Source organism: Arenibacter sp. ARW7G5Y1 (assembly GCF_003201775.1).
Lineage (GTDB): Bacteria > Bacteroidota > Bacteroidia > Flavobacteriales > Flavobacteriaceae > Arenibacter.
The window spans coordinates 214,249-239,234 of the sequence record NZ_QJJZ01000006.1 but is presented as its reverse complement, the minus strand read 5'-3'; the positions used below and the strand labels follow the sequence as shown (position 1 = coordinate 239,234).

The following is a 24,986-nucleotide window of genomic DNA, read 5'->3' as shown; positions in this document are numbered from 1 at the left end:
GGTTCATCAATGGTTACGGTCTGCAAGGTAAAGCAACCCCTATCCGAGGTAACGGTAATGTCGTATGTACCTGCGGTCAGGCCAGTGAAAAGGCTTCCGTTCTGTGTGGTTGTCGGGTTTGTACCGTCGTCGATGGTAAAGGTATATGGCGGGTTGTCGTTGGAGGCATCCAGGATTATCTGGATGGAACCGTCCGCTCCCCCGTTACAGGATACGTCCTCTTTGTTATAGGTGAATATTACCGGAGTGGGCGTTTCCAGGGCAACGGGCACCTGTGCATCACAATTGGATCCGGAGGTATCGTATACCACGGCGGTATAGTTTCCTGGCGCCAGTCCATTGAAAACGTTGGAGGCCTGTGGGACTCCCCCGATAACACTGGTCCCCCCATTGTCCAATAGGTCGTACTCGTAGTTACCTGGCCCGGCCCCCCCGCTTGCGGTGATGGTGATCACGCCGTCGTCCACGGGACATGATGGCTGAGTGGTGGCCACTGCTGCTGCTGCCAGTGGGGGCAGTATGTCAATGGTATCGGTAACGGTACATCCGTTGGCGTCACGAACGGTGACGGTATAGGTTCCCGGAGCGGACACGGTAAAAATGCCGCTGCTCTGGAATCCGTTTCCGATGCTGTATTTTAATGGTGCTACCCCTGTACCGGTCGCGGTAAATGTATAGGATGTTCCGTTGGAGGTACACTGGTCGTCGGCATAGGCCGGAAGGCTTACCGTGGGCATGGGATCCTCGGCTATAACCACATCGATCTTATAGGTACAGTCCTTGGCATCCTTCACCCAAACGTCCCAGTTAAGGTTGGTGGCAGGATCGAGTATGTCACTTGCACTTGGGGTATAGTTTCCAAGGGGAGAATCCCCGTCCTGTACGAAGGCATAGGTATACCCGCCGTTCCCGCCAGTGGCGTTGACGGTCACCTGGGCACCGATGTTACAGTTGGCGTTGATATTCTTGGTCAGTGTCAGGTCCAGGTCCGCTGCTGGCGATGCAATGGTCACGGTGTTCGTGGTATCATCGCAGAAGGGGGTATCCGTAGCGGTAAGTACCACATAGAAGTTCCCTGCGGGCAATCCGGATATGGTTCTAGGGTTGGTGGATGTATCGGTGCCGATAATGCCTGTAACGTTGGTTCCGCCAGACTCGAATACCTGATAATCGTAATCGCCCAGATAGTTGTTCACCTGGATCTGCAATTCCCCATTGGAGTCCCCATAACAGGTCACCGGGGTAACGGCCGTGGCCACCACTTCTATAATGTCGTATGGAGCAATATTATAGGGAGCTGTGGTGAAATAACACCCGGTCACGTTGTCGGTCACCCTAAAGGTATAGTCCCCGGGGGCGTCAAGGTTGAAGTCGGCCGTATAGGTCGCTGCACCAGGTGCCTGTACGGCGGCACTTCCCGTTGGCAAGAGCTCAAAGCTGAAGTCGCCCGATCCTCCTGTCACGGTCACCCTGGCCACCTCATCATTGTTACAGGTAATTTCCGTGATCTGCGTAACGGACACATCCGTGATGGTAGGTAATGGATTTATAGTTTGTGTTGGAATGGTAAATGTACAACCATTACTATCTTTTACAATAATATCATAATTACCGGCGGTAGTAACAATATAAGTGAATACTTCCCCGCCTATGGGTATAAAGGCACCACCATTAACACTGTAGGTATATGAAGGTGTGCCTGTACCAGCAGTTATGGTAACTTCTATAGAAGCGGATTCTACACCATTACTCATATTACAGGCGAAATCGGTTACATCGGTGATAGCAGCATTTAGTGCATTGGGTTCATCAATGGTTACGGTCTGCAAGGTAAAGCAACCCCTATCCGAGGTAACGGTAATGTCGTATGTACCTGCGGTCAGGCCAGTGAAAAGGCTTCCGTTCTGTGTGGTTGTCGGGTTTGTACCGTCGTCGATGGTAAAGGTATATGGCGGGTTGTCGTTGGAGGCATCCAGGATTATCTGGATGGAACCGTCCGCTCCCCCGTTACAGGATACGTCCTCTTTGTTATAGGTGAATATTACCGGAGTGGGCGTTTCCAGGGCAACGGGCACCTGTGCATCACAATTGGATCCGGAGGTATCGTATACCACGGCGGTATAGTTTCCTGGCGCCAGTCCATTGAAAACGTTGGAGGCCTGTGGGACTCCCCCGATAACACTGGTCCCCCCATTGTCCAATAGGTCGTACTCGTAGTTACCTGGCCCGGCCCCCCCGCTTGCGGTGATGGTGATCACGCCGTCGTCCACGGGACATGATGGCTGAGTGGTGGCCACTGCTGCTGCTGCCAGTGGGGGCAGTATGTCAATGGTATCGGTAACGGTACATCCGTTGGCGTCACGAACGGTGACGGTATAGGTTCCCGGAGCGGACACGGTAAAAATGCCGCTGCTCTGGAATCCGTTTCCGATGCTGTATTTTAATGGTGCTACCCCTGTACCGGTCGCGGTAAATGTATAGGATGTTCCGTTGGAGGTACACTGGTCGTCGGCATAGGCCGGAAGGCTTACCGTGGGCATGGGATCCTCGGCTATAACCACATCGATCTTATAGGTACAGTCCTTGGCATCCTTCACCCAAACGTCCCAGTTAAGGTTGGTGGCAGGATCGAGTATGTCACTTGCACTTGGGGTATAGTTTCCAAGGGGAGAATCCCCGTCCTGTACGAAGGCATAGGTATACCCGCCGTTCCCGCCAGTGGCGTTGACGGTCACCTGGGCACCGATGTTACAGTTGGCGTTGATATTCTTGGTCAGTGTCAGGTCCAGGTCCGCTGCTGGCGATGCAATGGTCACGGTGTTCGTGGTATCATCGCAGAAGGGGGTATCCGTAGCGGTAAGTACCACATAGAAGTTCCCTGCGGGCAATCCGGATATGGTTCTAGGGTTGGTGGATGTATCGGTGCCGATAATGCCTGTAACGTTGGTTCCGCCAGACTCGAATACCTGATAATCGTAATCGCCCAGATAGTTGTTCACCTGGATCTGCAATTCCCCATTGGAGTCCCCATAACAGGTCACCGGGGTAACGGCCGTGGCCACCACTTCTATAATGTCGTATGGAGCAATATTATAGGGAGCTGTGGTGAAATAACACCCGGTCACGTTGTCGGTCACCCTAAAGGTATAGTCCCCGGGGGCGTCAAGGTTGAAGTCGGCCGTATAGGTCGCTGCACCAGGTGCCTGTACGGCGGCACTTCCCGTTGGCAAGAGCTCAAAGCTGAAGTCGCCCGATCCTCCTGTCACGGTCACCCTGGCCACCTCATCATTGTTACAGGTAATTTCCGTGATCTGCGTAACCGACACATCCGTGATGGTAGGTAGTGGATTTATAGTTACGTTATCTGTATCGGTACATCCGTTGCTATCCCTAACGGTAACTGTAAAGTTTTGTACTACACCAGTATCGCTAATGTTAAATGTATTGGTAGAAAAGAAATTTATTCCGTCTATACTATACGTATAAGGTGCAGTTCCAGTGGTTGGAATATCTGCTGTTATTACGGATTGGGCTACTGAATTATCCGGGGCACAGGCAAAATCGATGGCCGTTGCGTTAGCCACTAATTCACTAGGCTCGTTAATGGTGAATGGAATATCAATTTTACAGAATAAGGATGATCTGATTCGGACAATATAATCGCCCTCATCCAATCCTGTAAATACATTTGAGGACTGTGGCAACGCTGTAATTGCAGTTGTACCTGCTGCATCCCACAATTGATAGTTGTAAGGCGGATTGTCCATACTAGGGTCCAAGTTTACCACTATGGAACCATCACTGGCACCATGGCAACTTATATCGTTTATTTCCCCAATGGCAGCAACAACGGCTGTTGGAACATCCAAAGTTATATCTATAAAGGCGTCACAACCTGTAGCTACATTGTCATACACATATATTCTATAAGTTCCAGGGGCAAGGTTACTGAAAGTATCCGAAACCTGCTTTGCTCTAATAATATTGTCCGAGGTATCCCTAAGCTCATACCTATAGTTGAATAATGAACCGCCATAAGCAATTACTTTAATCTCGCCATCGTCCTGCATTATGGCATTACATGATGGGGTAACCGTTATTTCGGCCGATAAAGAAGTTGGGGTATAGATGTCTATATTTTCACTATTGCCACAACCATTGGCATCCCTTATTTCTACAGTATGGTTTCCTGAGCTCAATCCAGTGAAGTCAAATGTGTTTGGAGCTCCTCCGGAAAAAGTCACTGCCTGAAATGCGCCTCCATCCAAACTTAGGAAATACGGTTGTATGCCAGGAGTGGCCAAGGTAACTTCTATGGTAAAATTACCTTCGGTTGTAGCACATTGATCCGGCACGTTCAAACTAATGACCGGGGTTGGATCTTCCGCAATAGTTACTGCAGCCGATTTTATACAATCATTGGCATCCTTAACATATACAATATAATCTTCTGCATTGGCATTGAAAAATCCAGTAGTATTGGTTCCTGTCCATGTGTCAGCGTCAGGGCCTGATACCGAGGCCAACTCCAATTGGAACAGATAAGGGGCCTTGCCGTAACGTGCATTGGCGGTTATGGTACCTGCATTGGGTACACAATTATCATTCGTGGAAGTGGCCGTTATCTCCAATAGTGCTGGAGACTGTTCAATCACAAAGGGATCCGATGCGTTGACACATCCCGGATTGCTTCCGTCTACTTCTGTAAAGAGTATGTAATATTCACCTGGCACCAAGCCTTCCAGTGAATCTGGATATGGAGTTCCTAAGAGTCCAGTGGCGCTTCCGGTTATACCAGTGGTGGTGTTGGTGACAAAGGTAAAAATCTCGTAATCTACTTGTGTGGCAGTATATCCACTAATAGTAAAGTCTACTGACCCATCCACTTCACCAAAACAACTAACATTAGTGGTTGCGTCTATTACTGAAGTTAAAGTAGAATTAGTTGTTACAGGAGCGGTAGCCTCTTGTATATATTCACACCCTGTATCCGAATCATAAACGATAAAGGTGTAGGTAACACCCGGATTTAAACCTGTAAAATTATAGGTGTATGGGGGAGAACCAATTCCGCCATCCTGAAGATGCCATTCTGGGTTTGCTGCTGTCCAAGTGGTGGCAGGATATATGGCAAAATAAAAGGTGCCTGTACCCAATGTTCCATTACTTGCTGCAGCTTCTACCAACATTTCACCAGTTCCAGGAGCACATCCAGGTGTAGGTGAGGTTGTAATAAGTACGTCGGGACCAGTGGTAATGGTAACGGTAGTAATACTTTCACAGCCATTATCGTCTATTACCCTAACAGTATAATCCCCAAAGTTTAATCCTGTGAAGGTATGGTCATTGGTACCCGATGAAGTATCATAGGAATCCGTATAGGAATAATCATTGTTATTTATTTCATATATATATGTCGATGTACCACCACTGGCATTTACCGTTATAGTACCCAGTACATTTGTTGATGCTGAACAGGACAAATTGGTATGGCTTATATTGGCATTTATGGCAGTGGGTTCTGTTATGGTTTGGGTGGTCGTAACAGCGCATTCATTGTCATCGGTCAATGTTATTTCATAATCCCCTGCCGGTAATCCCGTTGTTTGACTACCGTAATTGGTTCCCGAACCGGTTTCAACTATAGTAATTGTGTATGGAGCTACGCCCACACTGGTATCCACAATGATATCCAAAGACCCGGTGTTATCGCCATTACAAAGAACATGGGTTGGGGTAACGCTAGTAAATGCCGGTAAGTCTGCTGCAGTAACGGTAATTATGTTACTCTCTGCAGTACAACCTTGGGAATCGGTTACTCTAAACCTATAGGTTCCAGCATTGGGGGTCGTATAGGGAAATCCGCCTGCATAGGCTGCATAGGCTCCACCGTTATAGGCAGCTTCATAGGTATAGCCAGGATATCCTCCGTTAACGGCTACATTGATTTCCGCATTTGGACTAACGGAACAATCCAAGTCCTTGGTTAAAACGGCATTGGCCGTAAGTTCCGGCTCAATGGTAAACTGAACGGTGTCTGTACATCCATTACTATCAATTACATTAAAGTCATAGGTGGCCGGTGTTAAGTCCACAAAAGTATTGGAGGTTTGGGTAGGACCTGTGTTCAAACTGTAATAATAGGGAGCCAGTCCACTTGAAGCATTAACAACAATAGTTGCCAAGCCTGTAGAGGTATAGCATAAAGATGACGCAGCAATATCAATACTGGCTACCGGATTGGTAGGGGTAACAATATCAAAGGTATCGGTTACGGTACATCCACCTGCATCGGTAACACTAATGGTATAGGTTCCCAATTGGTTAAGTTCGTTAAAAACGTTGTTGGCCTGTGGGCCTTTTACATTGGTATCCGGTTCAGTAATTTGATAGGTATAACCTCCCCATCCATCGGTTGCCGATATGGATACCGATCCATCAGTGACACAGGTCAATGGGCTCAACGTAAAGGTAAAGGCCAATGGATCTGCTGGTTCATTTACCGTAACGGTTGCGGTATCGGTACAATTGGTGGTATCATCGGTAACGGTAATGGTATAATCCCCGGCCAACAGACCACTGAAGTTCAATGGGTTGGTAGTAATTCCACTTTGTGGCGCTATGGCCGTTGGACCTGTTACAGTAAAGCTATAATTCCCGGCAAATCCAGACACGTTGTATTGAATGGCGCCATCGGCACTTCCCTGGCAGGATACATTCTGGGTCAAGGTGCCCAGTACATTTATCTTTGTAACAGGGTTTAGGGTGTAATTTTCGTCATAGGAGCATCCCTTTGCATCTGTAACTCTAAACGTATAGGTGTCTGGAACCAGATTGTTGAATATTCCTGTTGCGTTTGTTGCGGCTGATGCAGCAGGTGCAATGATTTCATAAGTAATCGTTCCACTACCTCCGGTTGGGGTTAATGTGATATTGGAGGTTTCCGCTGGACAATTGGCGGCCGTAGCACTGAACGATATGTCTGTGGGAGGTGTAAGGGGATCAATGGTGATAGGCCTAGTGGCGGTACAGCCATTGTCATCCTTTACTGTAAGCGTATAATTTCCATCTTTGAGACCTGTAAAGCTATTGGTGCCAAAATTGGTGCCGTCAATACTATAAGTATATGGGGATGTGCCGCCAATTACATTTTGCGCCTCTACACTGGCATCCTGTAAACATGTATATTCTTGGATGATTACAGCATCGAAGGTAATGGCTGCTGGTTCTCCTACAGTAACCGAATTGGTTACTGTGCATTCTTTGGCGTCCTGAACAGTATAGAAATAGGTTCCTGCTGCAAGTCCTGAATAGGAAGTATTGCTGCTCAGTCCTCCCCCATCAAAATTTATCAGGTAAGGAGCCGTTCCAAAATCGGTATCCACTACAATTTCCACTACGCCATCACTGCTGCCATTACAGCTTACATCGGTCACCGTTTCGGAGGCCTGTGGGTTGATGGTAGGTTCTATAGTGATATCGGTTGTTTGAACAGTACAGCCTTCACTGTCGGTAATTTCGAAAACATAGGTTCCTGCTGTGGTTGCCGTGTAGTTAAAGTTGGTCACTGTAGCACCTAAGGCCGTTGGCGCACTGTAGGGCGCAGCATCAACTTTAACCCTATAACTATAATCCGGGTAACCTCCATTTATGGTAATAGCGATTATGGCATCAGGTGAAGCGGTACAATCCAGTTCCTTGGTAATGTTACTTGCAACACTAAGTTGTTGTTCTACGGTTATTGTATTGGTAGTAACGTTACAACCATAGGCATCGAGTACTACAACGGAATAAGCTCCGGGGCCAAGGTTGTTAAATACGTTTCCATTTTGTGCCGGTGCGCCGTTTAGGCTATAGGTATAGGGTGCAATTCCGCCAGCCGCAGTTGCGGTAAGGCTAACCCCTGTTCCGGGAATGTAACATAGGTTGGTAGTTGCGGCCAGGGTCGCTGTAGGATTTGCCGGCGCAACAATATCAAAGGTATCGGTAACGGTACATCCACCAGCGTCGGTAACACTGATAATATAAGTACCATTCTGATTTAAGCTGCTAAAAGTATTGCTTCCCTGTGGTCCCAAAACAACAGTATCAGGTTGTTCAATTTGATATGAATATCCTCCCCATCCGTCTGTTGCGGATATGGTTACCGATCCATCTGTAGCACAGGTCAACGGGCCCAACTCAAAGGTAAAGGCCAATGGATCTGCTGGTTCATTTACCGTAACGGTTGCGGTATCGGTACAATTGGTGGTATCGTCTGTAACGGTAATGGTATAATCCCCGGCCAACAGACCACTGAAGTTCAATGGGTTGGTAGTTATTCCACTTTGTGCGGCTATGGCCGTTGGACCTGTTATAGTAAAGCTATAATTCCCGGAAAATCCAGAAACGTTGTATTGAATGGCGCCATCGGCACTTCCCTGGCAGGACACATTCTGGGTCAAGGTGCCCAATGCATCTATTTTTACAACAGGGTTAACAGTATAACTTTCGTTGTACGAGCAGCCTTTGGCATCCGTAACTCTAAAGGTATAGGTGTCCGGAACCAGATTGTTGAATACTCCTGTTGCGTTTGTTGCGGCTGATGCAGCAGGTGCAATGATTTCATAGGTTATCGCTCCACTCCCTCCTATCGCTGTTAAAGTGACATTTGATGTTTCGGACGGACAGTTGGCCGCGGTACTAATAAAAGTAATATCGGTTGGTGGATCTAAAGCGGGTACATTTACAGGAAGTGTAGCAAAAGTACATCCACTCGCATCACGAACGGTAATTGTATAATCGCCATCGGTAAGTCCTGTGAAAGTATCCCCTGCAACAAAATTTATTCCGTCTATACTATAGGTATATCCAGGTGTTCCTCCAGTTATATTTTGGACTTGTATGCTGGCAGTCTGTAAACAGGTATAAGGTTGTGTTAACACGGCATTGGCGGTAATGGCATTTGGTGCTGTCAGGGCTGCACTACCGTTGAATGTACAACCTTTACTGTCCTGTACCACATAGTTATATGTTCCCGAAGCAAGTCCGGAGTATGTGGTTTGATTGCTAAATCCTGCTCCATTAAAGTTTACTTGATAAGGTGCGGTTCCAAAGTTTGGATCTATTACAATTTCAACACTACCGTTGGCCGCACTATCACAATTTGGATCCGTAATATTATTTGTTGCTACGGGATTGGTAATTGGGTCCACAACAACAGTGGTTTGTGCTGTACAGCCTTCGTTATCGGTAATTAGGAAAGTGAAGCTACCGTCTACTGCCGTGGAATAGGAAATGGTATTTCCTACAATGGCCGTGCTTGCTCCACCATTTATTTGATAGCTATAGGCGGCATATCCACCATTTATGGTTATATCAATGATAGCGTCAGGAGAGGCAGAACAATCCAATTCTTTGGTAATAACATTGGACACTGTCAGCTGCGACTCTATATTGACTGTATTTGTAGTAACATTACATCCATAAGCATCCCTTACCACAACGGAATAGGCGCCAGGGCCAAGGTTGTTAAACACATTGCCATTCTGTGCAGGTGCGCCGTTAAGGCTGTAGGTATAGGGTGCAATTCCACCTGCAGCTGTAGCAGTAAGGCTAACTCCCGTACCAGGAACATAACATAGGTTGGTGGTGGCATCCAATGTTGCAGTAGGATTTGCCGGGGTTAATAGATCGAAGGTATCGGTTATTGTACATCCTCCGGCATCGCTAACGCTGATGGTATAAGTGCCCGTTTGGTCTAGAGCTGAGAATGCATTGCTTCCCTGTGGTCCTAAAACACTGTTATCCGGTTGTTCAAGTTCATATGAATATCCTCCCCATCCACCGGTTGTGGTAATTGTTACAGAACCATCTGTGGAACAAGTCAACGGACTCACAGAAAAAGTAAAGGACAATGGGTTAACGGGTTCACTAACGGTTATGGTGTTGGTATCTGTACAGTTCGTGGTCTCATCGGTAATAACAATGGTGTAATCACCTGCCGATAGCCCAGTTAAATTGATTGTGCTGGCAGATTGTCCCGTAATGGCCGTGGCGCCGTTGACCGAATAGCTATAGGTAGTGCTAAAATCGGTTATTTCAAAATCTATGGCCCCATCTGAACTTCCTTGACATAATACGTTATTTACCAATGTGCCTACCACTTGGATTGGATCAACAGGGGAAATGGTATACGTTTCATCATAGGAACAACCTTTGCTATCCGTAACCCTAAAGGTATAGGTGTCGGGCGCTAGGTTATTAAAGGTGGCCGTTTTACCGGCTATAGAATTTGAAGCAATGGCCGAAGGGGCTATGATCTCTATGGTTAGGGGATCAATTCCATTTACCGCAGTTACCGTTACATTGGATGTTTGAGTTGGACAGTTTGGGGCTGTTGAGGTAAAGGTGAGGTCCGTTGGCTCATCCAGCGGATCAATTACAACAGAATTTGTAACAAAGGTACAAAGGGTTGCGTCCCTTATAGTAATAGTATAAGTCCCGTTGGTAAGATTGGAAAAAGTTTCTGCGCCAGGACCTGAAACAAAATTGACCCCGTCAATACTATAAGAATATGGCGCCGATCCTCCCGTAACATTTTGGACTTCGATGGTGCCTTCCTGAAGACAGGTATAATCCTGTGTTAAAACAGCATCCCCAGAGATTCCCTCTGTGGGGCCACCTATGGTAAAATCCTCAATATAGTCACAACTAACCGATCCTTTTGTTTGACTAATCGTTAAACTGTAATCACCTTGTGTTAAATCGGTAAAAGTCCCTGAAGGATTGATGTCAAATGAATTATCCGGATAAGTTAAGGTATAGGAAAGGGTGTACCCATTAGTATTGGTGACATTCACGGAAATGGATCCATCATCAGCTCCAAAACAGCTCTCATCCGTTATTGTAGTGGTATATTCTACGGACGGAGCAATGGTTATGGTTGCAATGTTGGAAAAGGCGATACAGTTATTGCCATCTACAACTACAAATCCATAATCACCCTCTTCCCCTACACTGAAGGTAAAGTTGGCGTCATTTTGATAAGCAGATGGTGGAATGGCTGCAACACTTGCATATAGAGGAACTCCGTTTTTGCTCCAAATAGCATAGTTGTAGGCAGGGTTGGGAAATCCACCGGTAGTGGTCAAGGTAATAATTCCGTCTTCGCAACCAATATTTGCCGTAGTTGTAGCTGTTAAGGAGGGGTCAGGAATTCTTGTTACAGTAACATTTTGGGAATCCAAACATCCGTCATCCGTTCTGGTAATTATGATATAATCTCCCGGGTTTAAGTTTTCAAAGGTATGATTATTGTCCGGTTGGGCGGTTTCGTTGTCCAGCAAGGTACCTTGTCCCCCATTGGAACCATCATCGATACGAATTTCGTACTCATAATTGGCTTCAACGTTCAATGCTTGTAAATTGATATTCCCCAAGTCATTACAGTTGGCGGGGGTGGAAGTAATATCGACCCGGAAATCCCTATCCCTGATACCTATGTCCGGGGTGCTGAATTCACAGGAGCCATCTATGGGTTCCCCTGTATTGTTATCCAATTGCATAATCCCTACTCTGTAAGCCCCATTGGTGTTAATGGTGAAGCTAGGACCGTTATTGGCACTATAAGGGACTACTATGGTATTGTTGGCAACATCATAAAGTTGATATCCATATCCCAAACCTAGATTGGTAATGGTGATATTTCCCGGAGTGGTACAAATAATATCATTGGCATTGTATTGTACATCCAAATTGTTCTGGAAGACATTGAAATAGAACCGACTAAAGCAGCCATTTTGATAATTGATGACCAATCTGAATTTTCCGGCAGCGTTGGCGGTGAAGCTAGAGCCAGTAGCTACCTGGTTCCAGGTACAGGTGGCATTTTTATTTCCACAATCGTCACCTGCATCCGTACAGCTGCCCTCAACCAATTGTTCCCAGACCATGCTTTGGGCATCCGTAATATTGACTTGTATTAACTGTGTATCGTTTACCCCGCAAAGGAAGATCTTGGGTAACGGACTTCCATCAACGGAACAATTCACAATTTCACCTTGTACATCATTGGTGGGATCGGCATCATTATTACTGTTGTTGAAAAAATCAACAATAGGGTTTGTTTGGGTGGTGCCAAAGCGTTCCACTACCAATATCTCCTTAAACCCTTTACACGGATCGGCAACAATTTTATCTACTATATAGGTACCAACGGCGTTGACCATAAAAGTACTTGGGTCATTATCCGAATCACCATCGGTTATAAGGGTATCGGAGGCATCCAACTCTTGATTTCCATTTTCGTCCTTGTACCATATGTATTCGTCAAAACCATTACCGGCATCCAAAAGTACTTGATCACCACATAGTTGCACAGTTCTTGTGAAGTTGCAATCCTCAAGATCGTCCAATAAGAAGTTGGTGGCACCGGGGGTTACAAATCCGCAATTATCGAAGTCTGTTACACTGGGGTCATCACTTATTTGGTTACTGTTCAGTACTCCGCGATAGGTAGAATAAGCCAAATTTTGTATAAGATCCGAACAGGCATCAATAAAGTCATAGCAGTTTTCAGCTACTTTAACCCGCATACGGATAGCATATTGTGGGTCGTTTTTTTCAACCAAGTTATTAGGAATATTGAACAATACGGTCCTAGTAGATGGGTCAAAGGTATAAGTGACCCCTGTTGGTAAGGTAAAACTTCCTTCATCCAGGGTAACATTTACCGGAAGTACGTCCTTGATGGTATAATTATCCGCACTATCATTACCTACATTTTGAAATTCCAAGACATAATCCAAGGTTTGGCCAAGGTTTACCCCTTGACCGGTGATATCGTTTCCTGCAATATCTTCAACCCTTTTTATTAAATTAATAATGGGCTCTATAATTTCCACATCAAAGGATGTAAAGAAGATATCGTATTTATCCTGTGAAGAGCTAGCTCTAAATACGGCACCTGTTTCATTATTGGGTATAACCCCGTTCAACGGGTTATTAATGTTGAAAAAATCAACATCCCAGCCCAGTGTGTTTATAGAGTTGGGCGTTCTGTCCGTAACTATGGCATTGGCTCTGGTAATATTACTATTAAAGAAATTATTGGTAGGGTTTACCGTATTTCCCAATGCGGTAAAGGAAGGGTTGGAGTTGGCTTTAAAGGAAAGTCCGTCGCCACTTATTCTGTTATCTCCCTCCAAGGTAGCAACGCCCAATTGTGCAATTACGGGAAAAGGGGCGGGTAGGGTAGTAAAACCGTTAACAGGAATATCTACGGTTTCCCCCGATTTAATTCCTGCGTATCCATCAAAGGTGGTGATATATTTTCCGGGTAAATTTGGATCTTCATAGACCACGACCATTTTCCATCCCCCGGAAACACCCCCGGAAATACTGCTTCCGGAGCTGGCTCTTATGTTGGCTGCAAAATATTCCCCATTGGGGTTTGCCATGCCCGATACAATTGCGGTAACGTCTTTATAACACGCGTAGGGGCTGTAATAACCGAAATCGGCATCCCCTGCCCCGTCAAATAGTATTTCATCTGCCGTTAAGTCTTGGTACGCACCTCCGGGAATCTTGAATTTAAGTTGATCAAAACCGGTTCTATCATCTTCTTTGAATACAGCAGACCAGTATAACCCGGCGTAACGCACTTTGGCACAATCGGGGTTGGGTACGGTTAAAACAGCACTACTGGAACTGAAAGTTGTAGGATCACCGTCAATATCAATGTATTGCATATCCAGGTCGTCGTTGTAATCCGATGAGTTTCCTGTAGCATCGTAGGGTTCATCTGTGGTAATAGCAGGAACCCAGACATCTCTCCAGTAACCGCTCCAACGTCCTGTTCTCACCCATTCCCTTCGGTTATAGCCATCAACATGGCGGTTCACAATATTATTGGCTATAAAGGTTATATCACCTCTTAGTTCATTTTCATAACGAACATCAAAATTATTTTTTACCTGTGAATAGGCAGAGAAGAAGCCTAATAGTAAAAAATAAGCCAGCAGTAATTTTTTAGTATTTTTTGATCCCATCAGGTAGATTGGTTTGGTATGGTATTCATCATTTAGGTTATCACGCCATTAATAATGTTTACTTTTAATGGGAGGTTTTGTGAAATTTTATCTTAAATTGTTGAACAACCTCTTGATAATTTTCTGAAAACCTGACATTCATAACAAATATTAATCTTAATCCTGAGCTGGGAAATTTAATGTTGTAGCGGTGTAATATTCTGTTGTGAAACGCTTTTATTGTATGGTTAGCAATTATTTTATTAGCAGCTTATAAGAATTTAATTATGAAGGAACTATGTATTATTGCTAGTCCATATCCAGCATAGCTGGGTTTTAACGGGACTAAGGAATTATTGGAGCAGGAATCAATAAGGGTTGCTCTATCTAAATTTGGGTAATTTGTAAGAATGGTGGTGTTGTTAAAGCAACAAACCGAATTGAACCCGGATCGGCCAAGACATTTTGTTTTGCTTAGATTGATGGGCAATTGAATCTAGGGTCCTCTGGACTCATGAAATAAACGGCTCCATTTTTTAATGTTTCACCATATTGTCCAGGGTTGTTATTTGCGGAAGGGTCATCGCAGTAATGCAATAGTGGATATTTTCCCTAGACTTGTAGGTTAGTAATCTTAATAGCTTGTTGAGTTATAGGTTGCAATTGAAGGTATATGACCATTATTTGCTGATTTGATGGCTTTATCTTTTAGGAGTATGTCCAGCTAGGTCATTTGATTTGGCGTTACCCTCATGATCCACATTTTATCGGTGTAAGTATCATTTATCCTAGAGTAATAGGAAACCAGGGCATTGTTCCAGGATTCGTGTCTCTTGAGATAAACATACCTATAATTATTTTCGGGGTTGATAAAATAGCTGGCACTTAATCCTTGGGCATTCAGCATTTTTACAAATCTGTTGGCATTGTTGGCATTGGCAAACACATTGGCAATGATGTAATAACCTGTTCCCAGACCATTTATTTTGTAAACCTTGGCGGTGGGGTCGTTGGAAGTAACATTGTCTTTAACCACAACATTTTTCTGAAGCTTATCAAGGGCATATTGTGTTGATTTTTCCTTGATTTTGTTTACGTTATCCACATAGGCCTTATCCGCGTCAGAATAGCGGGTGTTGTCCACATTCATAATCCACATATCCTTGGAATAGGTACCATTGATGTTGGATTTATGGGCGGCCAGGGCCTCTTGCCAGGTATCATACCTTTCTAGATAAACATATTTAAGACCATTGTTGGGGTTTTCAAAATAGTCTGCCCTAATTCCATTATTGGCAAGTTCCGTTACGAACTTATTCAGGTACGTCTCGCCTTTATACACATTGGCAACAACGTAATAACCATCCGCTACCCCATCCAAATTTCTGAATTTTTTACTTTTAATGTTGTTCTGTTGGGCAACCCTTGTAAACTCATCCTGTTCAGTTTTACCCTTGGTTGCTTTTGGGGTAATTTTGGTTTCAACCTTCCTAGTGGCTATGGCATCTTTTGGGGTAGTAGCAGAATTTATAACGTTTGGTTTATTTTCTTTTGGATTGGCTTTGGAATTGTTGGCAAGTGCACCATTTTCATTGTTAACGAGATACATTTTTTTGGCTTTTTCCTCAATGTCCGGACGCTTGCCTTGGGTTTCTTCACGGACCATTTTCATCACCATTTCGAATCTCCTTTCCAAATCTTTTTGGCGATTGTTTTCCGTTGAATCTTGACGGAACATTAATTCGGCCAATATAGCATCATTTTCTGCGAGTGCTTTCTTCAGTTTTTCTATCTCCAATTCCTGTGCAGTAAGGGTATCCTCCTGTTCTTCTTCATTTTCTGCCAGTTCCTCATAACCCTCTTCGAGCATTACACGGTCTTCGGTAAGGGTTGGGGTTATGGAGTAGGCAAATGATATTTCATGCGTTAGTCCAAAATTATCAAAATTATTGGACAGGCCTTTTTCCATAGTATATCCTAAAGAAAGTCTACGGTTTATATTAAAACCAATTCCTGCCGAAGCACCATAAAAACTATCATAACCACCTTGTAGCCAACCTAATTTTGGCAAGTCGAGAATTAGGCTACCTCCGAAAACTACTTCTTCATTTCCTATTTTACGTACTCTGGCCAAAGGCATTAAACGCCCGGCTTCCAAAATGCCGGCACCGTTTTCGAATTGATGGGTATATTGTAGATGTCCTGAAAAGGTTTTATCCCCGAATTCGGTAATTGTTTCACTGGTCTTTAAGTTATAGTCGAATAGGTTTTCAGCGAATATTCCAAAATCGAACTTCCCAAAGGAAATATTGAATCCGGGTTGAAAAGACAGAAGATTGGAATCCTGTAACCCATTTAATGCTGGGTCATTTGGATCCAATGCATTGGCTCGGTTCCTATCAAAGCCACTGTTGTAATAGGCTAAATTTGCGCCAAAGGTAAAATTACTTTTTTCACTTAATTTAATACCGTAAGCGTAGTTGGCCATAACGCCGTAGTTGGAAATTAATCCTTCCCTTTGGGTGTATAGGCTCAGTCCCAATCCACTGCGGTCGTTGACACGCCCACTGTAACTTAAAAAATAGTCTTGGTTGTTATCATCGAAAGATACCGATTGGTTTCTGTGTAATAGATTTATATAGGATTTGTCTTCCCTTACTGTAGAAAAAGTGGGGTTTATTAGAAACCTATTGAATTTTAGGAGGTTCTGTGAGGGAACATCGTAAGAAACAAACGGACTTTCTTCCTGTCCGGTAACCTTGGAAAGGCAGAGTAATAAAAAGATGATATATAAAAAGTTTTTCTTAAGCATGGTGCATTAACGTATTACTGTAATAGTACCCTTCTTTAAAGTTTCCTTGGCATTTTTAATGGTATAATAAAATACCATATTTTGCTTTGGGAATTTCATGGAAGCTTCTGGCCAATTATTCTTGTATTGGTTTTGGTTAAGTACTTCCTCTCCTTTGTCATTATAAATAATAACTGATATATTGGGGTCTTTAGTATATGTATTTGGAATTATCCATTGGTCGTTATAGCCATCGCCATTGGCGGTAATTACATTTGGGATACCAAAAGTGTCTTGATAGGAGGCTGAGAATGTTTTGGAAATCTCGCAATTATCAACGTTAGCAGTTACCATATAACTGCCTTCCTGGGTAATTGACACGGTGTCCGTATCACTCAACAATACGTTGTTTTGGTCGTACCATTTATAGCTTGTTGCCCCACTGGCAGAAATTATTTTACTGCCTCCTTCCGGAAAGACCACTTCGTTATTGGTTATGCTAAGCGCTATCAATGAATCGTCCAAAGGAGAGATAACGATCTCGTTGGACCGGAGGTCACAACCGTTTTTCTGTACCACCAATTGATAGGAGCCTGGAGCTGTAACCGATAGAGATTCGCTCAGGGTATTTAAATTAACCCCATCTTTAAACCAATCAAAGCTTTCGCCGGTTAAGGTGGTGGTGGTTGAAATATCAATCGTCTCGTTTGAATTGCATATTACGGTAGCTGTGGAGGATATGGTTAGGTTTTCGTTGGTCAACAAACGCACTGCTAATGTATTGGAGGTTGATGTAAAGCTATCCAAGGTTGCTTCAACTTTGTATTCTCCGTTTTCCGTGGTATTCGTTAGACTTATATTGCTTGCATTGGCAGCTGGGATATCTACACCGTCCTTTTTCCATTGGTAGGCAAAACTGCTTTTTAAATCTGCAGTTACATCGGTTTTGGAACCGTCCGATAGTACAGCGTTGATTTTACTTATTTCAAGGGCTACGCTTGTATTGACGCAATCGGTATATTCTGTGGTATAATTTGTAATTAATTCAAAGGAATCGGGGTTTACCACTGTAGTTGTTTCTGTGTTCTTTACGGCAGAGGTACATGCACCACCGCTTAGTGTTATTTGTGCATGATAGCTACCTACTGCATTGGCCAAATAGGAACTATTTGTGGCTCCCGCAATGATAGTATTATCCTTATACCACTGGTAGGTAACGGATGCGGCATCGGAAGAGGCTAATAAATTGGCAGTTTCTCCTGGTAAAATAACCATGTTGGCAGGATTATCCCTAGAGACGGTAAAGAGTCCGGCATTGGTAATATTTACGGTATTGGAGGTTTCTGTACAAATACCATCACCTTGTATCTTTACGGAATATTCGCCTGGAAAATTGGCGTTATTGGTATCAATGGTATACGTATAGGCGCCTAAGGTACTGGGTTGAACTATCGTGGACCCTTTGTACCAAGTATAGGAAAGGTCCGGATAATTCATATTGGCCTCAAGTGGCGGATAACTTTGGCCTGAACATAAGGCTGTTTCGGCCGGAGGGTTCAAGGCTAAACCTACACTTGTTCCGATTTGAACCTCTATGGATAGCGACTGTGTATTGGCCGATCCTGAACAGGTGGATCCGTAATCCAGTTCAACCACATAATAACCGCTTTCGGAAACTTCAATGGTTGGACCATTTCCACCACTGGTGAATGGTGATGTATTCTTATACCAATTATACCGATAGGTTTCTGCATTGGGTACATTGTAAACTTCCAAGGTAGTGGTTCCCCCATTACAGAGTTGTACTTTTTGCGCCGGCGGTGTTCCAGAGTCGCCCAATTCCCTAATGGCTATTGTGGTATTGAAGTCTATATAATACATCTCAAAGGCATCCGAAACAGGACTGGTTTTGGCCGGACTGGTACTTCTTACCCTAAATCTATAGCCATCTCCCCTTGTATCTGTGGGCAATGCAAATGAAAAGTCAAAATCGAAGTCCGAATTCTTATCAGCTACCCTTGCCAGTTCCTTTGGACTGCCAAAGGATCCGGCGGCATCGGATAATTCCAATACAAATTCATTATCGCTGTTTACAGTAGGTAACCATGTGAAATTTATGTAGTATTCGTTAAAAGTTGCAGATGCACAGGCAGCGGTCCAAACCGAATTACCCGCTAGATTTGGGTTGTCGGCAGGAGTAGGTTTGTTCAGGGTCTGGGCCGAAATTGAGCTTGCACCCAACAGCATCAAAGTTAGAACGAAAAGCAGTAGGTTATTTTTTTTGTTCGGGTTCATGAGATGTTGTAGTTAGGGGTTACTACCAGCATTTATTGTTGATAAATATCAGATAACTTTTTTTGAAAATTGGGAACACCTTGAATTACAAAGTATTCAATTACAAATATGTTATATAATTACAATACTGGAAATTTAAAGTTGTAAGGGTATTTAAATCTGTTGTGAAACCCACTTTATTGTATGGTATGCGTATTTTATCGTAGGCTTTACCTGCATTTTCCCTACATTTGCGCATCAAAATGGAGAATATGAGTGAAGCACTGAAATCGCTAAATTTTATTGAGCATATCGTTGAGGAGGATTTAGGGAAGGGTTTTCCTAAAGAGAAACTTAGGTTTAGATTTCCACCTGAGCCCAACGGGTATCTACATATTGGACATGCGAGCTCAATTTGCCTGAATTTTGGGTTAGGACTCAGGTATGGGGCTCCTGTTAATTTGCGATTTGATGATACCAATCCGGCCAAGGAGGAGCAGGAATATGTCGATGCCATTAAGAAGGATGTTGCCTGGCTTGGTTATGAATGGGATACCGAATGTTTTGCTTCTGATTATTTCCAACAACTGTATGATTGGGCCGTAGAGTTGATAAAGATGGGTAAGGCCTACGTAGACAGCCAAAGTGCTGAAGATATTGCCGTGCAAAAGGGAACCCCCACAGAGGCGGGAAAGCCTAGTCCTTTTCGCGATCGTTCCGTTGAGGAGAATCTGCGGTTATTTGAGGGTATGAAGGAAGGTAAGTTTAAAGAGGGGGAACATGTTCTAAGGGCAAAAGTGGATATGTCCTCTACGAATATGTTAATGCGCGATCCTATAATGTACCGCATTTTGTACAGGGCACACCATAGAACAAATACCGATTGGTGTATTTATCCCATGTACGATTGGACGCATGGGGAGAGCGACTATATTGAACAGGTTTCCCATTCCCTGTGCACACTGGAATTTGCTATGCACCGGGAGCTATATGATTGGTTTTTGGACCAGGTGGTAGATAAAGATATGGTGAGGCCCAAACAAAGGGAATTTGCTAGGAGAAATTTTAGTCATACCGTAGTGAGTAAGCGCAAGTTGCTTCAATTGGTGGAACAAGGCTTTGTAAAAGGTTGGGACGATCCCAGAATGCCTACAATTTCTGGATTGCGAAGAAGGGGCTATACCCCGGAATCTATCAGAAATTTTGCAGATACTATTGGGATAGCCAAAAGGGATAATGTGGTGGATGTTTCCTTGTTGGAATTTCATGTCCGCGAACATTTGAATAAAATTGCACCTAGGGTAATGGGTGTTTTAAATCCGTTGAAGGTGGTACTGACCAATTATCCCGATGGAGAGGAGGAGTGGCTGGATGCGGAAAATAACCCCGAAGACGAGTTGGCAGGCTATAGAAAGCTTCCGATTTCTAGGGAAATCTACATTGAACAGGAAGATTTTAAGGAGGAGGCAAATAGAAAATTCTTTCGGCTAAAACTTGGAGGCGAGGTACGTTTGAAGAATGGGTATATTATAAAGGCCGAATCCTGCACTAAAGATACCGATGGGAATATTATTGAGGTGCAATGTACCTATGATCCTAAAAGTAAAAGTGGAAGTGGTACCGAAGAAAGTTTAAGAAAAGTTAAGGGGACCTTGCATTGGGTTTCTGCCAAGCATGCCCTTAGGGCGGAAGTGAGATTGTATGACCGTCTCTTTACCGACGAAACACCGGATGCGCATAAGGATAAGGATTTCTTGGATTTTATTAATCCTGATTCCTTGCAGATTATTTCGGCTTATGTTGAACCTAGTTTGGCCGATGCCAAGGTTGGTGAGCGTTTCCAATTTCAGCGCATGGGGTATTTTAATATAGATCCGGATAGCAGACCGGAAAAATTGGTTTTTAATAGAACGGTAGGCCTAAGGGATACTTGGGCCAAAATTCAGGATAAAAATTAGTATAAATTAAGTTTATAGCTACTGATGTAACAATTGGTATTTTCTATAAAAATTGAAGGCCACAGCTTGCGAATGCTGTGGTTTTTTTTTGGTCTAAGGTTATTCCATAACAATTGGTATTTTGGATTGTTATAGGGCCTTTAATTGGTTTTTTACTTTAATATTACCCAATTGGGGAGTTAGGATCAAAAGTTTGATGGATAGCGTTAATCTAAAATCTTCCTTTCCTTTAAATTTGATTTTTAGCCTTAGGAAAATTTACATAGGGCTGCTTAAATTATAATTAGTAACAATAAAAGAAAGAATTATGACAAACGATAGCGGAAATACTTTATTGGCATTATTAACCGGTGCTGCCATAGGAGCGGGAATTGGAATATTATATGCACCCGATAAAGGGACTAAAACTAGAAAAAAGATCAAGAAAAAAGCTATGGAGACGACAGATGATATTACGAGTAGAATATCCCAGGCGAAGGAAGAGCTTACCAAGACTGCAGAAGAAAAGAAGGTCGATTTTGAGCAAAGGTTGGAAGAGACGATTTCCAACATGAGCTATAAAGCCGATGATATTATAACTGCCTTGGAAAAGAAGTTGGTAGATCTGAAGAATAAGAATGCACAACTACAAAAATAAAAGGGAATTATATGGCCTTAGAGGAAATTAGGGAAAACATTTCTGAAGTGGATAGTGATATCCGATCCTATTTGGAAAATACCGGGGAGTATTATAAGCTTCAGGGATTTAAGATAGGTATGCGGACTATGACTTCTTTTGCCAAGATGTTGATGCTTGGAAGCATAGCCTTACTTGCTCTATTTATGTTGTCTTGTGCAGCGGCATATGGTATTGGCCTGTGGTTGGGAAACACCTTTATGGGGTTTTTGTTGGTGGGGCTGTTTTATATTTTAATTGGTATTATATTTTATGTATATAGGGATATAATGGACAAACCAATGTTAAGGAATTTTTCAAAATACTATTATGATTGAAAGGTTATGGCAAAACAGGTTTTTACTTCTTTTGAGGAAATAGATCAAAGGTTGACTATTTTAAAATTACAGAGGGAAATTGATAAGGAGCAGTTACGACTGCACGTCAATAGAACAAAGGCGAATTTTTATCCAACAAAATTGTTGGGTGGGGTTGGTGGAATAGCCCAGAAATTATTAATCTCCTTTGTTGCTAAGAAGTTATTGAAAAGATTTAACTAATTCCCTTTATTTGGCTTAATTGAAAAACCTTTTATGATTTGTGTAGAGCAGATCATAAAAGGTTTTTTTATCTAGTGTTAATTGTACTATTTGGGATCTATCTTTTTGTTTTGCGTTTTCATTGATTCTCCTATCATGTTACTGGCAGTAAAAGAGGCCACCATATTATTTAGCATGTCACTTCCAGCCTGAGGAGAGTTGGGTAATAGTATTAAATTGGTGTTGGTAGCTTCCCCAATAGATTGTAGCGTATCATAATGTTGGGTAACCACAATAAGGGCAGAGGCTTCTTGGGAATTTATACCCACTTTGTTCAACACCTCTACCGATTCTTCCAAACCACGAGCAATTTCCCTTCTTTGATCGGCAATACCTTGTCCCTGTAGTCGTTTGCTTTCAGCTTCGGCCTTTGCCTTTTCAACTATCAGGATACGGGCTGCATCTCCTTCAAACTGTGCTGCAATCTTTTCCCTTTCAGAGGCATTGATGCGGTTCATGGCTTCTTTAACCTGTGCATCTGGATCTATATCGGTTACCAGGGTCTTAATGATGTCATAGCCGTAATCCAACATGGCATCTTGTAGTTCTGTTTTCACTGCTATGGCAATATCGTCTTTTTTTACGAAGACATCATCCAACTTCATTTTAGGAACTTCGGCACGGACAACATCGAACACGTACGAGGTTATCTGGTCATGCGGATATTCCAGTTGATAAAAGGCTTCATACACTTTGTTCTTTAAAACAACATATTGTACGGATATTTTCAATTTTACAAATACATCGTCCAAAGTCTTGGTCTCAACAATGACATCCAATTGCTGGATTTTTAGCCCAACTCTGGCTACGATGCGGTCTACCAGCGGAATTTTCATTCCCAAACCGGAAGTACGTACGCTATTAAATTTTCCAAAGCGCTCAATAATTACCGCGGTTTGTTGCTTGACCGTAAAGAAAGAAGAAAAAAGGATAATAAGACCGAAAAGTAATAACGGTATAAGTAAAAATGAACCCATGATTTAGTTTTTAAGATTAGCTAATGAATTTACAAAAGTCTTTGTAGATAAGTTGCAATTTTGGCAAATATGTTACAAGGCTTAGGTTATTCACTTAAAATTGTGTTCCAATTTGAAATTACTGTTAATCACAGGGCATCTATTAGACCTAGTATTTTAAAGTATGGAGGTGGCCGTTTTTATTCTATTGATACTATCTGTTTTCCCTATTAAAGCTATAATATCGAAAATATGTGGGCCCTTCATCTCCCCAACAATGACCAATCTTAAAGGGGGCATTACTTTTCCTAATGATAGTCCATTTTGGGAAATCCATTGTTTAACTTCGGTTTCGAGTTGTTCAGATCCAAAGTCTTCCAGACCTTCCAGCAGGGATAGCAATTGTGTCATAATGCTAGGAGTGTCTTCTTTCCATTGTTTTTTCACTACTTTTTCATCATATACGCTGGGAGCTAAAAAGAAATAATTGCCCAATTCCCAAAAATCATTTACGAAAGTGGCTCGCTCTTTAATTAGGGCCACTACTTTTTTTACATATTCGGCATTATTTTTGTCATTTGGGATCTCTATGCCCCTTTTATCCAAGTTCAGCATAAACTGATTGGCAAGGTCCGTATCGTCTTGGATTTGAAGATAGTGTTGATTGTACCATTTGGTTTTTTCCGGGTCGAAACGTGCTCCCGATTTGTTAACCCTTTCCAAACTGAAGGTAGAAACTAGTTCCTCTAGGGAAAATATCTCTTGTTCCGTACCGGGATTCCAGCCTAATAAGGCCAAGAAGTTTATGACTGCCTCCGGAAAATATCCTGCCTCCTTATACCCTATGGAATCGTTCCAAGTAAGTGGAAATACAGGAAACCCCATTTTCTCCCCATCCCTCTTGCTAAGTTTTCCTTTGCCCACAGGTTTCATGATTAAGGGTAAATGGGCAAATTTTGGTGCTTCCCAACCAAAGGCATCGTACAATTGCTGATGGAGTGCTAAAGAAGGCAACCATTCTTCACCGCGGATAACATGGGTAATGTCCATTAAATGGTCATCAACTATATTGGCCAAATGGTAAGTGGGCATGCCATCGCTTTTAAACAATACTTTATCATCCAGGGTATTGGTATCTATTTTGATGTTGCCCCTTATTATATCGGTTAAATGTAATTCGGCATCTTGAGGTGTTTTAAAGCGTATAACATAATCTTCCCCGGCTTGTATTTTTGCATTTGTTTCCTTTGGGCTCAGGGCCAAAGAGTTGGAAAGCTTTAGTCTGTTGTGATAATTGTATATAAATGTTTTACCTTTTTCTTCATGGTCCTTTCTGTGAAAATCCAATTTTTCACTGGTATCGAAGGCGTAATAGGCATGGCCTTTTTCAATAAGAATATCGGCATATTTTTTGTATAGCTCTTTTCTATCGCTTTGTCTGTAGGGCCCGTATCCACCATCTTTACCAGGGCCTTCATCGTAAGGTATATTACACCAATTTAAGGCGTCTATAATATATTGTTCTGCCCCTTCAACATATCTATTTTGATCGGTATCCTCAATTCTTAGGATAAAGTCGCCCTTATGTTTTTTGGCGAACAAATAGTTAAATAAAGCGGTTCTTACACCACCTATGTGTAGAGGTCCTGTTGGACTTGGGGCAAAGCGAACACGTACTTTCTTGGTCATGAAGTATTATTTTTGCGCAAAGATACATAAAGCGTTCTATTTTGGGATTGGGTTT

The 24,986-nt window shown here is 43.0% G+C and carries 9 protein-coding genes; 4 read left to right on the top strand and 5 right to left on the bottom strand.

The window, feature by feature from the left end; genetic code table 11:
- From C7972_RS11235 to C7972_RS11225, 3 genes are all read right to left on the bottom strand, one after another.
- Window positions 1-14,030: SprB repeat-containing protein (locus C7972_RS11235; RefSeq protein ID WP_110356266.1), on the bottom strand; the 14,030-nt coding region annotated here is incomplete at its 3' end.
- Window positions 14,031-14,733: 703 nt separating this feature from the next.
- Window positions 14,734-16,821: a type IX secretion system membrane protein PorP/SprF gene (locus C7972_RS11230; RefSeq protein ID WP_110356265.1), complete on the bottom strand. Its 2,088-nt coding sequence runs from the start codon at window positions 16,819-16,821 to the stop codon at window positions 14,734-14,736.
- Between the two features lie 6 nt (window positions 16,822-16,827).
- Window positions 16,828-19,095, bottom strand: a complete 2,268-nt coding sequence (locus C7972_RS11225) for a gliding motility-associated C-terminal domain-containing protein (protein ID WP_110356264.1) — start codon at window positions 19,093-19,095, stop codon at window positions 16,828-16,830.
- A gap of 251 nt (window positions 19,096-19,346) precedes the next feature.
- Here C7972_RS11225 and C7972_RS11220 point away from each other — a divergent pair, with 251 nt between their 5' ends.
- The 4 genes from C7972_RS11220 (at window position 19,347) to C7972_RS11205 (ending at window position 22,247) form a co-directional block, all read left to right on the top strand.
- Window positions 19,347-21,032, top strand: a complete 1,686-nt coding sequence (locus C7972_RS11220; RefSeq protein ID WP_110356263.1) for a glutamine--tRNA ligase/YqeY domain fusion protein — start codon at window positions 19,347-19,349, stop codon at window positions 21,030-21,032.
- A gap of 307 nt (window positions 21,033-21,339) precedes the next feature.
- Entirely contained in the window at window positions 21,340-21,669 is a 330-nt protein-coding gene (locus C7972_RS11215; RefSeq protein ID WP_110356262.1) for a YtxH domain-containing protein, read from the top strand.
- An 11-nt stretch (window positions 21,670-21,680) separates the two neighbouring features.
- Window positions 21,681-22,025, top strand: a complete 345-nt coding sequence (locus C7972_RS11210) for a phage holin family protein (RefSeq protein WP_110356261.1) — start codon at window positions 21,681-21,683, stop codon at window positions 22,023-22,025.
- Window positions 22,026-22,031: 6 nt separating this feature from the next.
- Complete coding sequence (locus C7972_RS11205) at window positions 22,032-22,247, top strand: DUF6327 family protein (protein WP_110356260.1); 216 nt, start codon at window positions 22,032-22,034, stop codon at window positions 22,245-22,247.
- Window positions 22,248-22,333: 86 nt separating this feature from the next.
- Here the strand turns inward: C7972_RS11205 and C7972_RS11200 are convergent, their stop codons facing one another.
- Together C7972_RS11200 and gltX are read right to left on the bottom strand one after the other, a co-directional pair.
- Window positions 22,334-23,263 carry an SPFH domain-containing protein gene (locus C7972_RS11200; protein ID WP_110356259.1) on the bottom strand — a complete coding sequence of 310 codons (930 nt, stop codon included), beginning with the start codon at window positions 23,261-23,263 and terminating at the stop codon, window positions 22,334-22,336.
- Between the two features lie 156 nt (window positions 23,264-23,419).
- Window positions 23,420-24,931: a glutamate--tRNA ligase gene (gene gltX / locus C7972_RS11195; protein ID WP_110356258.1), complete on the bottom strand. Its 1,512-nt coding sequence runs from the start codon at window positions 24,929-24,931 to the stop codon at window positions 23,420-23,422.
- Between the last annotated feature and the right edge of the window lie 55 nt (window positions 24,932-24,986).